Origin of the sequence: Tabrizicola sp. YIM 78059 (assembly GCF_004959785.1) — a bacterium.
Classification (GTDB): domain Bacteria; phylum Pseudomonadota; class Alphaproteobacteria; order Rhodobacterales; family Rhodobacteraceae; genus Tabrizicola; species Tabrizicola caldifontis.
On record NZ_SJZH01000002.1, the window covers coordinates 403,559 to 415,412 of the forward strand.

An 11,854-nucleotide genomic window follows, 5' to 3' on the forward strand; every position below is an offset into this window, starting at 1 on the left:
TTTCGGCCAGAGGTAGCCGCAGGGGCGGGGAAGGGCAATGCCTTCCGCAGCGTTGCGCTTGACCTTGCCGCCGACCCGGGCAAATCCGGGCGGGAAACGGGAGAAGCAGATGTATCCTTTCCTGCGCATGTTCAGGGCCATGGCCCGGGCCCGCCGTCAAGCGCCGCTGGGCATTTTCGACACGCATGAAGACAGTCTGATCTGCTGGCCCTGGGATCTTGACCCGTGGGTGGAGCTGAACAACGGCCGCACGCTGACGCTGTACGACCTGGGCCGGTTGCCGCTGGGGGTCCGGACAGGCCTGCACCGCATCCTGCGGGAAATGCGCTGGGGCATGACGGTGGCGGGGGCCTCGGTGCGGTACCGGCGCCGGGTGACCATGTTCATGCGGCTGACGATGCGCAGCCGCTGCCTTGGCTGGGACGAACGGTTCATCTACATGGACCAGTCGATGTGGAAGGGCGAAGAGTGCACCTCGCAGGTGCTGATCCGGTCGGCCATCGTGTCGAAGGCCGGGATCGTCCCTCCGCGCGAGTTGGCGCTGGCCATGGGCCTGCCCCCGGAAAGCCCGCCCCTGCCCGACTGGGTCACGGCCTGGTGCGCGGCCGAGGCAACCCGCCCCTGGCCGCCCGGGCGGGTCGGGTCCGCTCATCGCCCCTGACGGGTCTTTTCGCCGCGCCCGAGATGACGCCCGCAAGGGCGGAAGCGCGACAGCTTGCGCCAGGCGGCTTTTCCGGGTTCACTTCGGGAAAGACCAAGGGGCAGGGCATGGTCGGCGACAGGAAGCGCATCTGGGGCTGGTATTTCTTCGACTGGGCCAGCCAGCCCTACAACACGCTGCTTCTGACCTTCGTCTTCGGCCCCTACTTCGCCGAGATCGCCCGAGGCTACTACATGGGTGCGGGCCTCGACGAAGAGGCCGCCAAGGCTGCTGCCCAGGCCTACTGGGGCTGGGGCCTGGCCATCGCCTCGCTGATCATCGCGGTGCTGGCCCCGGTCCTGGGCGCCATCGCCGACGGCACGGGGCGGCGGCTGGTCTGGGTCTGGGCCTTTTCCGCATGCTATGTGATCGGCGCAGCGGGCCTGTGGTGGGTGGCGCCGGGCGGCGAGGCGGGGATGCTGTTCTGGGCCGTTCTGCTGTTCGGGCTTGGCTTTGTCGGCATGGAGTTCGCCACGATCTTCACCAATGCGCTGATGCCCTCGCTGACGCAATCGGACGACCTCGGCGCGATCTCGGGCACGGGTTTTGCCTTCGGCTATCTGGGCGGTCTTGTGGCGCTGATCGTGATGCTGCTGTTCTTTGCCGAGGGCGCCGATACCGGTCTGACGCTTCTGGGCATCCCGCCGCTTTTCGGCCTCGATACCGAAGCTCGCGAGGGCACCCGCTTCGTCGGCCCCTTCACCGCTCTGTGGTATGTCGTGTTCATGATCCCATTCTTCCTGTGGGTCAAGGAACCCCGCACCGAGCGGCGCCCGCTGCATCTTGAACGTGCCCTGGCCAGCCTAGGCGACCTGATCCGCAGCCTGCGCTACCGGCGCAGCCTGACGGCCTATCTTCTGTCCTCACTATTCTACCGCGACGCGCTGAATGCGCTTTACGGGTTCGGCGGCATCTATGCTTCGGGCGTGCTGGGCTGGTCCATCACCCAGATCGGCATTTTCGGCATCGTCGGCGTGGTGACGGCGATGATCGTTGCCTTCATCGGTGGCCGGGCCGACCGGGCCTACGGGCCGAAACCGGTGATCGTGGCGTCGATCCTTGTGCTGATCCTGGTCTGCATCGTCATCGTCGGCATGACGCGGGAAAGCCTGTGGGGCCTTGCCCTTGACCCTGCATCCAGCCTGCCCGACGCGATCTTCTTCGGTTGCGGTGCGCTGATCGGGGCGGCGGGCGGCTCGCTGCAGGCGGCCAGCCGAACGATGATGGCCCGCCACACCACGCCGGACCGCGCGACCGAGGCCTTCGGGCTTTATGCCCTGTCGGGCAAGGTCACCAGCTTCCTTGCGCCGGCCCTGATCGCGCTGGCCACCATGATCAGCGGATCGCAGCGCATCGGCATCGCTCCGCTGATCGTGTTGTTCCTGATCGGTCTTTTCCTGCTATCCTTCGTTCGACCCAGGGGAGAGATGAAGGCCTGATGCTGACCCGCGCAGTTCTGCTGATCTTGTGCCTGGCAGCGCCCGCCCAGGCGGAAAAACTGGCGAACAAGCTGTTCGGCGCCATGGCCACGCCCTCGCGCGAGGATGCGATGCCCATAGGCTCTTATGCCCGTGGTTGCGCGGCAGGTCTGGTCGAATTGCCGGAAACCGGCCCGACCTGGCAGGCGATGCGGCTGTCGCGGAACCGCAACTGGGGCCATCCGGTTACCATACAGTTCCTTATGGACCTGTCGCAGACCGCCCGCGACATCGGTTTCGGCAAGGGCCTTTACATCGGCGACATCAGCCAGCCGCGCGGCGGGCCGATGACCAGCGGCCACGCCAGCCACCAGATCGGACTGGACGCCGACATCTGGATGCTGCCGCCACGCAGTCTGTCGCTGACCCGCGAGCAGCGCGAGGAGATCAGCTCGATCCCGGTGCGTTCGGCCGACCAGCGTTCGGTGACCGGGAACTGGACCGGCGTGCATCACCGCCTGCTGAAGGCGGCGGCCTCCGACCCGCGGGTGGATCGCATCTTCGTTGCCGCGGCGGTCAAGATCGAGATGTGCAGGACGGCCACCGCCCAGGACAGGAAATGGCTTCAGAAGATCCGTCCGGTCGCCGGACACGACACGCACTTTCACGTCCGATTGAAATGCCCGAAAGGCGCGCGGCTGTGCGAGACGCAGACCCCGACGGTGGTTGAACTTTCAAAGGGCGGTGACGGCTGCGACGACACGCTGATGTGGTGGGTGACCGACTATCTGAACCCGCCCAAGTCCGATGGAAAGAAGCCGAAGGACGAGGAAGCACCTCGCAAGAAGGGGCCGCGCGAATTCACCATGGCCGACCTGCCGAAACAGTGTCAGGCGGTGCTGGCGGCAAACTGAGCCGGGAAGGATACCGATTGACAGACGCAGGGCGCAGGTATAGGTCGCCCGCGCCCTCATGTCGGGGGCCAAGTCTCCGCGACCTTGTCAAAACGGATCACATCATGCGCCTGCTTCTGCCCGGCATAATTGCCATGGCGGTGATCGTCACCGCGTCCAACATCCTTGTCCAGTATCCGCTTGGGCTCTACCTCACATGGGGGGCGTTGACCTATCCCTTCGCCTTTCTGGTCACCGACCTTGCCAATCGCCTGGCCGGCCCTGCGGTTGCGCGGCGCGTGGTGCTGGCGGGCTTTGTCACCGGCGTTGTCTGCTCGTTCATCGGCACGCAGATCACGGGCGAGTTCGGCCCGCTGGTTACCCTGCGCATCGCAATCGGCTCGGGCCTGGCCTTTCTGACCGCCCAGCTGCTTGACGTGACGATCTTCGATCGCCTGCGTCAGGGCAGCTGGTGGAAGGCCCCCCTGGTATCGACCCTGATCGGATCCAGCGTGGATACCGCGCTGTTCTTCACCATCGCCTTTTCCGGCACGCTGACTTTCATCGAGCCCGCCAACGATGTGTCCTGGGCCGCCGACCCGATGCCGCTGATCGGCCTTGGCCCTGTCGCGCCGTTCTGGGTCTCGCTGGCGCTTGGCGACTGGATCGTGAAGCTTCTGCTGGCCCTGGTGGCACTTGTGCCGTTTCGGGTCGCGGTTACCCGCCTGACGGCAAAGGTTGCGTGATTTGTTTTGACAAACACAAAATCTGTGGCACGCTCCTCTCATCGGCAACCATTTGAAAGGAGGTGATCCAGTGTCTAGAGTGATATTGGAGAGAGGTGTCGGGACAGTCGGAGGGATGATTTTCTGAGGGCAGCCCCTTGGAAATGACCACCACGATTGGATTTGGATGCCTAACTGGCCCATCTCCTTGGATCTCGGAAAGGGTTGCCTGCGCAGGGCAACCCTTTCTCTTTTCGTCAACGTGACAGGAATGGCCCCGTCCCGGTCGCTGCGGGGTCAGAGAACCTCGCTCACCTTCACGGTGCGCCCCTCGGCAACCGATTTCAGGGCTGCCTCTGCCAGTGCCAGCGCCAGAAGCCCGTCCTCGCCCGAAGGGCTGGCCTCGGCCTTGCCCGCCATCGCGTCGATGAAGGCCGTGATCTCGGCGGCATAGGCCTCGGTGTAGCGCGTCATGAAGAAATCGTGCAGTGGCGGGCGGGTGTAGCCGGCAGCCGTTGCGACCTCGATGCTGACCGGGCGCTGGTTTTCGGCCGCCGCCATGCCCTTGGACCCATGCACTTCGATCCGCTGGTCGTAGCCATAGGTCGCGCGGCGGCTGTTCGAGATAACCGCCAGCTTGCCGCTGACCGTGCGCAGCATCACCTGCACGCTGTCGCTGTCGCCCGCCTTGCCGATTTCGGGATCGACCAGAACCGAGGCCATGGCCGAGACCTCGGCCACCTCTTCGCCCAGCAGGAACCGGGCCATGTCGAAGTCATGGATCGTCATGTCGCGGAAGATGCCGCCCGACCGCCGGATGTAGTCCACCGGCGGGGCGCCGGGATCGCGGCTGATGATCACCACCATTTCGACCGCGCCAAGGTGGCCGTTGTCGATCTCGGCCTTCACGGCACGGAAATGCGGGTCGAAGCGGCGGTTGAAGCCGACCATCAGCGTGCCCTTGCTGGCACGCACGACATCAAGGCACTGCTTCACGCGCGCAAGGCTGAGATCGATCGGCTTTTCGCAGAATACCGCTTTCCCGGCCTTCACGAACTGCTCGATCAGGTCGGCATGGGTGTCGGTGGGCGTGCAGATCACCACCGCGTCGATGTCGCCTGCCGCTGCAATGGCGTCGATCGTGCGCACCTCGCAGCCATACTGATCGGCGATCGCCTGCGCCGCAGCGGGCATCGCATCCGACACCGCCACCAGCCTTGCGGCCGGGTTCCCCGTCACCGCCTTCGCATGCACCTTGCCGATGCGCCCCGCACCCAGAAGCCCGAATCTGATCGTCATGATGTCCTCCACAACCCGTTTCCCGGTCGTCATGCCACCGGCCAGACGGTCCTGCAATGGGTTGAGGTGATCGATCTGTATCCCGGGGTAACGCAAACCCTGACAGCGAGGCGCCGGCACCGGTCGGCACCCCTGCCCGTCACCACCCCGCGAAGCGCGGCTCCGGCTGATCCGACTGCCCGACCGGGACAGGGGCCCCTCGCGGGAAGGGGGGCGCGCGGCCAACAGGTTCTTGCAATGAGGGTTTGATGGTGCGTTCCTTTCTCGGGAATGGAAGCAAACGCCATGGGCCAAGGTCGTCACGGGCGTGCCACGGCCACTCGTCGTCAGATCCGCAATTCAGCGATCGCCAGTGTCTTGCGCAGCAGAGCCGGCCGTTCATGGCAGCTCGCGTCTGCCGGATGTCGAGGGCGACAAGCCCCGGCGGCAAGAGGACAAGCCGGGGGGCCGCCGGTTATTCCGCCTGGCTGCGGTTGCGCCAGCGATTGGCGATGTAGGTCGCGGTCATCAGGTCCAGATGGGCGCCGCCGCCGTTCTTGGCGATGGTGATCTCGTCATCCGACCGGCGGGCATAAAGCGCCGGGTCGTCATAGAAATCGGCAATGACATCGCTTTCGGTGATCGCGCCCGAGGCAAGGGGTTCGATCAGTTCGCCGATGTGGTGCAGCGTGGTGGCGCGGCTGTCCACGAACAGGCGCGCACGGCGCATCGCGGTATCGTCCACCTCGCGCATGCCCGCCTTGAAGGCGCCGATCAGGTCGAGATGCTGGCCCGGTTGCAGCCAGTCGCCCCGGATCAGGGGTTCTGTCGCCATGGTGGCGGTGCAGATGATGTCAGCCTTGCGGACCGCTGTCTCAAGGTCGTCGGCCACGGGCAGGCCCATGGCGAGGGCCGAACTGCGGTTGCGGCTCCAGACGGTGAAGCGGGCGCCGGGGAAGGCGCTGGAATAGGCCTCGACCATGGAGCGCGCGACGGTTCCGGCACCGACCAGCAGGATCTCTTTTGCATCCTTGCGGGCAAGGCGGGTGGCCGAAAGAAGGCTGTCGCCGGCGGTTTTCCATTTGGTCACCAGGTGGAAATCGACCAGCGCCGTCAGCTCTCCGGTCACGTCGTCATAAAGTGTGACCGCACCGTTGATCGTGGGCTTGCCCAGCGCGGCATTGCCGGGATGCACGGTCGCCACCTTGACCAGCGCGCCAAGGCCGTCGATCCAGGCGGCGCGGTCCAGCACAGTATCTGCCCCGCGATTCAGGAAGAGATCGGCGATCTCGGCCCTGGGCAGGCGGTGCCCGGCCTCCAGCGCGGCCAGAAGGCCCGGCCAGTCCAGATGCGCTTCCGCCTCCTTCGGGACGATGTTGATCACAGCCCTGCCTCCCCTTCCGTCAGAAGCCCTTCGGCCACCAGCCGCCGTGCCCAGCCCTGCCAGCTTTCGAACTGATGCGTGCGCCAGCCCCGGCGGGAGGCGGCGGTGATGTTTTCCGCGCGGTCGTCGGCGAAGATCAGCCGGTCGGGCGGGATGCCGCTGTCCTCTTCGACGATCCGGTAGATGCGCGGCTCGGGCTTGGACACGAACAGCCGGCCCGAGACATATTCGCGGTCGAACTCGTTCAGGAACTCCAGCCGGTCGCGCGCCATCTCGTAGGTGGAACTGCCGAAATTCGTCAGCGCAAAGACCGGGACGCCCTTGGCCCGCAGGGCACGCATCAGGGCGATGGATCCCTCGATCCGGGGACCGAACAGCTCGATCCAGCGGTCGTGCCACAGGCGGATTTCCGCGCGCCATTCCGGATGGCGGTCGGCCCGGTCGTAGATCGTTTCGCGGAACGGCGCCCCGTCGTCGATCAGGGCATTCATCTGCGGCAGCTCTGCCGCCCGAAACAGCGCGCGGCGGCGCGCCTCGCCGATCACCCGGTCGTAGAACGCCTCGGGCTGCCAGTGCACCAGCACGTTGCCGATGTCGAAGACCACTGCCTCAGGCTGCATCCTGCGTCCTTTGCCGCACCACGGTTTCCCGCCAAAGGACATAAAGGCCCGATCCGCAGATCAGCGCAATGCCCACCCAGGCGGTGGCATCGGGGAAGGTGCCGAAGATCACCACGCCCCAGAAGATCGCCAGCGGCATGCCGACATATTCGAAGGGCGCGATCAGCCCGGCCTCGGCGGTGCGGTAGGCCTGGGTGACCATAAGCCCGCCGATGCCGACCGACAGGCCCGTGGCCAGGAACACCGGCCAGTCGGCCAGGGGCGGCCAGATCCAGGGGCGGAAGAGAAAGGCCCAGATCGGATCGTCGGTTGCCATGTGCCCGTCGCCAGCCCAGAGCCCCATGCACAGGCTGACGACGATGAACCCCGCCTGCACATAGAAGGACAGCGTCATTGCGCTTTCGGTGCCCCCCATGTGCCGGGCCAGCAGGTTGCCGCTGGCATAGAGGACGGCCGAGACCAGCACCAGCAGGGCGGCGGGCTGGATCACCCCGGCGCCGGGGCGCAGCATCACGACGACGCCGACCATGCCCACGACAACTGCCGCCCAGCGGCGTGGGCCGACCTTTTCCCGCAGGAAGACGATCGACATCAGCGTGATGACGATCGGGCTGATGAAGGCCACCGCCACCGCGTCGGCCAGGGGCAGGGCGGCAAGGCCGAGGAAGAAGGTCACATTCGACACCATGATGATCGCCACGCGCAGCAGATGCGTGCCCGGCCGGCTGGTGCCGACCTGAGACCAGCCGCGTTCCGACAGGTGGATCACGGTCAGGATGAAGGCCATGGCGACAAAAGCGCGGATCAGGATGACCTGGTGCAGGGCATAGCCGCCGGACAGGAACTTGATCGCCACGTCATTGATCGAAAAGATCATCGTGCCGCCGGCGGCAAACAGGATTCCGGTCAGGGCTTGGGATCGGGCCATGGCGGCAGATGATCCGGGCGTCGGGGAAGCGTCTGTCCTGCCCGCGACAGGGCAGGTCGGGAAGCGCCCGCTGTCAGCTGTGCAGGGCGGCGCGCAGCAGGCGGTCGAGCGTCTCCAGAAACCGGCTGCGGTCCGCCCTTGAGAACAGCGCTCCGCCGCCCTGGCGGAACGGGTCCGCGCTGCGCAGGTCGGCCATCAGGTCGCGCGTCGCCAGCACCATCCCGATATTCCTCGCAGTCAGCTCCTCGCCGTTCGGCTTCAGCACACGGGCGCCTGCCGCCACGCATTTCGCAGCCAGCGGGATGTCGGCGGTCACGACCACATCGCCCGGACCGCAGGCCCCGGCGATCCACTTGTCGGCCTCGTCCGGGCCCTGTGCCACATAGACGCTTTCGACCAGCGGATTGGCCGAGGGCCGAATGCCGCCGTTCGACACCAGCACCATGCGCACCCCCAGGCGGGTGGCCACCCGCTCCGCCTCGGCCTTGACCGGGCAGGCATCGGCGTCGATCAGCAGGCGGGTCATCGCGGCGAACCGAAGACCTGCACCCAATAATAGCGCAGGCCGCGGCTCTGGCCGCGCAGGGGCGCATCGTCGGGCTGATGGACCATGGCGATGCCGGTGTCGCGGAAACGGCAGTTCAGCATGTTGCGGCGGTGGCCCGGGCTTTTCAGCCAGGCCTGCACGGCTCGGTCCACCGTCGGCTGGCCGGCGGCGATGTTTTCGGCGGCGAGGCCGTAGCTGTAGCCCTGTGCCCGGATCCGCGCCGCGAAGCCGCGTCCGTCCTTGCCGGTATGCCCGAAGAAGTTCTGCTCGGCCATGTTGCGGGCATGGGTTCTGGCCGCTGCCATCAGCGCCGGGTTCAGGCTCAGCGGCGCGCATCCTGCCTTTGCGCGCAGGGCATTGACCTGCGCCAGCACGCCCTGCGCCGCATCCGAAGCCGCCGCAGGCAGGGCTGCCAGCGCCACGGCCAGCGCAACAGCCGCCACCCTAGCCGGCCAGCGCCGCGGCATGGAATGCGACATGGTCTTCCATGAAGCTGGAGACGAAGAAATAGCTGTGGTCATAGCCCTTCTGCATCCGGAACGTGCCCCCCTGGCGGACAGCGGCCATCGCCTCTGCCAAAGCCTCGGGGCGCAGCTTGTCCAGGAACTGGTCCGCCGTGCCCTGGTCGATCAGCATCGGCCCGTCAAAGCCCCGCCGCCGCATCAGCAGACTGGCATCATGCGCCGCCCAGAGCGATTCATCGGGCCCAAGATAGGCGGAAAATTGCGGGCGTCCCCAGTCGCTCGTCGTGGGGTTGCAGATCGGGGCGAAGGCCGAGACCGACTTGAACCGGCCCGGAAAGCTCATCGCGATGGTCAGTGCGCCGTGGCCGCCCATGGAATGGCCGGTGATCGCCTGCGCCTCCTCGGCCAGGGGGAAGGCGTTGAACAGAAGGCGTGGCAGTTCCTCGGTCACATAGTCCCACATGCGGAAGTGGGGCGCCCAAGGCTTCTGCGTGGCGTTCACATAGAACCCCGCACCCTGGCCCATGGCGAAGTCCAGCTCGTTCGCCACCCCTTCGCCGCGCGGCGAGGTGTCGGGGAAGACCAGCGCAATGCCCATCTCGGCCGCCCAGCGTTGCGCGCCCGCCTTCACCATGGCGTTTTCATGCGTGCAGGTCAGGCCTGAGAGGAACCAGAGCAAAGGCACCGGCCCGTCCTCGGCCTGCGCGGGCAGGAAAAGGCCGAAGGTCATGTCACAGGCGCAGGCGGAGGAGGCATGGGTATAGACCCCCTGCACCCCCCCGAAGGCGCGGTTTTCCGAAACGGTCTTCATGGGAACCCTCCTTGACTGACCAGTGCGATCACCCCGGTCACCGTCAGCACCGAGGCCGCCGTGGACAGCAGGATCGCGGTGGAAACCCGTTGCGGCGCAACGCGGTAGTGCTGCGCCAGAATGAACACATTGCCCGCCACCGGCAAGGCTGCGGCGGCGACCATCACGCCTGCGGCATAGCCCGTGACGCCGAACAGCCAGCAGGCTCCGGCCACTGCGGCGGGGTGAAGGATCAGCTTCGAGACCGAAAGCCAGGCCGCGACCTCGACCCGTTCCGCATTGCGCCCGGCCAGCGAGGCGCCGATGGCAAACAGCGCGCAGGGCGTGGCCGCCGCGCCGAGCAGCGTCAGGAATTCGTTCACCGGGGCAGGCAGGGTCAGACCCGTCGTGCCCCACAGGATGCCCAGGACGACCGAAACGATCATCGGGTTCTTCAGCAGACCCACCCCCAGGATGCCCAGGGTCTGTGCGCCTACGCGCCCCGCGCGCAGTCCGGTGATCAGCATTGTCAGGATCGACGAGAACACGATCAGATCGACCGCCAGCACCAGAAGGACCGGCCCCACTGCCCCCGGCCCCAGAAGCAGCACCAGCATCGGGATCCCGAGAAAGCCCACGTTGCCGATGACACCGGCATGTGCCTCGAACACCGCCTCTTCCCGGCTGGCGCCACGCCAGAGCGCGACTGCCGCCACCACCAGCCAGACGGCACTGGTGCCCACAAGATAGGCAAAGACGAAGGACCAGGAGAAGATCGCCGCCACGTCCAGGTTCGCCGCAAAGCCGAACAGCATCGCCGACAGCGCGAAATAGAAGACGAAGCGTGTCAGATAGGCCGTCGCCTCCGCGCTGAAGAACTGCGCGCGGCCCGAGGCGTAACCCAGCCCGATCACCGCGAAGAAGGGCAGGGTCTTCAGGAAGATCTCGACCATGCGGCTTCGTGTCATGCGGGAAGGGAAAGGGCAAGTCTGCCGCCAGGGGGAATCGCCCCGCTTTCCGGTGCGACAGCCGATTTCACCGGGCGGTGCTGAGCCTAGTTGTTCAGTCCTGGCATCTGGTGGATCGGATTGAGGATGAATCGATCAGGCTCTGATGTCCATATTTTGCAGATGTATTCGTAGGGCGTGAGGCCGTTCAGGGTCTTGAGCCTTCGGGCGAAGTTGTAGGCTGCGAGACGGTCGGCGAGGTGCGTGCACAACTGGTCGTGGCTGTCGTAATGGTAGCGCTTCACCGTGGCGTCCTTGATCGTGCGGTTCATCCGCTCGACTTGGCCGTTCGTCCACGGATGGTTTGGTTTGGTCAGGCGATGCTCGATCCCGTTGGCCTCGCAGATCATGTCGAAGCGCATTGGCCGGGAACAGATAGTGTTCCGGTTCCGGGGCTGCTCGGCGAACTGGATGCCATTATCGGTAAGGACCGTGTGGACCTGGTAGGGCAAGGCCTCGAGCATATGCTGCAGGAACTCCCAGGCAGTCTTTCTGTCAGCTGTTGCAACGATTTGAGCGACCGCGAACTTGGAAGTTCGGTCAATGGCCACAAAGAGATAGAGCTTGCCTTCTGCCGTCTGCACCTCGGCGATGTCAATATGAAAGAACCCGATGGGGTAGCGCTTGAACTTCTGGCGCTTTGGCTTGTCACCCTCGACATCTGGAAGACGCGAGATCCCATAACACTGCAAGCACCGATGCAGCGCTGACCGCGTCAGATGCGGGATCGACGGCTGCAGGGCATAGAGGCAGTCGTCCAGCGGAAGGAGCGTATGGCGCCGGAATGCGACGATTGCCGCTTCCTCGGCTTCAGTCAAAACCGTCGAGCGCGGTTCCGTCGGCCCGGTCTTCATATCCTCGACCGTCGCGCGCTTGCGCCACTTTGCGAGCGTCTTCGGATTGATGCCCAGCTCCCGGCTCAGCTACGCGAGCGAAGCTTGCGATCGCTGTATTGTAGCTCTGACGGCGTGCGTGGTCGTGGCGCTCCCGTGACGAACTTGTCCCATAGTGCTTCCTTCCATTCATGCGAAAGGATCACACCATCAAACCGGGGGATCAAACACCTAGGTCCTGTCTGCATTTGGGGATTCCCGTTTGTC

General features: G+C 65.6%; 13 protein-coding genes. 4 read left to right on the forward strand and 9 right to left on the reverse strand.

All coding sequences use genetic code 11. The features are described 5' to 3' along the window. The first annotated feature begins 109 nt into the window (after nucleotides 1-109). The 4 genes from EZM81_RS04595 to EZM81_RS04610 all read left to right on the forward strand — a co-directional run bounded on the left by EZM81_RS04595 (nucleotide 110) and on the right by EZM81_RS04610 (nucleotide 3,757). Complete coding sequence (locus EZM81_RS04595; RefSeq protein WP_135447507.1) at nucleotides 110-661, forward strand: acyl-CoA thioesterase; 552 nt, start codon at nucleotides 110-112, stop codon at nucleotides 659-661. A gap of 107 nt (nucleotides 662-768) precedes the next feature. Next, nucleotides 769-2,139 (forward strand): MFS transporter, encoded by a 1,371-nt coding sequence (locus EZM81_RS04600; protein ID WP_136644968.1) that lies wholly within the window; start codon nucleotides 769-771, stop codon nucleotides 2,137-2,139. Further along, nucleotides 2,139-3,032, forward strand: coding sequence for a penicillin-insensitive murein endopeptidase (gene mepA / locus EZM81_RS04605; RefSeq protein WP_136644935.1), 894 nt, complete (start codon nucleotides 2,139-2,141; stop codon nucleotides 3,030-3,032). The genes EZM81_RS04600 and mepA overlap by 1 nt, the downstream gene beginning before the upstream one ends. A 101-nt stretch (nucleotides 3,033-3,133) precedes the next feature. After that, the gene (locus tag EZM81_RS04610) at nucleotides 3,134-3,757 is read left to right on the forward strand and encodes a queuosine precursor transporter (protein WP_136644969.1); all 624 of its coding nucleotides are present in this window, start codon (nucleotides 3,134-3,136) and stop codon (nucleotides 3,755-3,757) included. 276 nt (nucleotides 3,758-4,033) lie between these two features. Here EZM81_RS04610 and iolG read toward each other — a convergent pair whose 3' ends face one another. The 9 genes from iolG to EZM81_RS04655 form a co-directional block, all read right to left on the reverse strand. After that, entirely contained in the window at nucleotides 4,034-5,035 is a 1,002-nt protein-coding gene (gene iolG / locus EZM81_RS04615) for an inositol 2-dehydrogenase (RefSeq protein WP_135447501.1), read from the reverse strand. A 454-nt stretch (nucleotides 5,036-5,489) separates the two neighbouring features. Beyond that, entirely contained in the window at nucleotides 5,490-6,398 is a 909-nt protein-coding gene (locus EZM81_RS04620) for an ornithine cyclodeaminase family protein (RefSeq protein WP_136644936.1), read from the reverse strand. Continuing rightward, a complete protein-coding gene (locus EZM81_RS04625; RefSeq protein WP_136644937.1) occupies nucleotides 6,395-7,018 on the reverse strand; it encodes an HAD-IA family hydrolase in 624 nt (207 codons plus the stop codon). The genes EZM81_RS04620 and EZM81_RS04625 overlap by 4 nt, the downstream gene beginning before the upstream one ends. After that, nucleotides 7,008-7,946 carry a DMT family transporter gene (locus EZM81_RS04630; protein ID WP_136644938.1) on the reverse strand — a complete coding sequence of 313 codons (939 nt, stop codon included), beginning with the start codon at nucleotides 7,944-7,946 and terminating at the stop codon, nucleotides 7,008-7,010. Before EZM81_RS04630 ends, EZM81_RS04625 begins: the two co-directional genes overlap by 11 nt. 73 nt (nucleotides 7,947-8,019) lie before the next feature. Beyond that, nucleotides 8,020-8,472, reverse strand: coding sequence for a YaiI/YqxD family protein (locus EZM81_RS04635; RefSeq protein WP_136644939.1), 453 nt, complete (start codon nucleotides 8,470-8,472; stop codon nucleotides 8,020-8,022). After that, complete coding sequence (locus tag EZM81_RS04640) at nucleotides 8,469-8,960, reverse strand: CAP domain-containing protein (RefSeq protein WP_169052303.1); 492 nt, start codon at nucleotides 8,958-8,960, stop codon at nucleotides 8,469-8,471. Before EZM81_RS04640 ends, EZM81_RS04635 begins: the two co-directional genes overlap by 4 nt. Beyond that, entirely contained in the window at nucleotides 8,938-9,768 is an 831-nt protein-coding gene (gene fghA, locus EZM81_RS04645; RefSeq protein WP_135447488.1) for an S-formylglutathione hydrolase, read from the reverse strand. Before fghA ends, EZM81_RS04640 begins: the two co-directional genes overlap by 23 nt. Then, nucleotides 9,765-10,700 carry an AEC family transporter gene (locus EZM81_RS04650; protein WP_135447967.1) on the reverse strand — a complete coding sequence of 312 codons (936 nt, stop codon included), beginning with the start codon at nucleotides 10,698-10,700 and terminating at the stop codon, nucleotides 9,765-9,767. The genes fghA and EZM81_RS04650 overlap by 4 nt, the downstream gene beginning before the upstream one ends. A 101-nt stretch (nucleotides 10,701-10,801) precedes the next feature. Next, nucleotides 10,802-11,677, reverse strand: a complete 876-nt coding sequence (locus EZM81_RS04655; protein WP_136644941.1) for an IS481 family transposase — start codon at nucleotides 11,675-11,677, stop codon at nucleotides 10,802-10,804. Nucleotides 11,678-11,854: the final 177 nt, after the last annotated feature.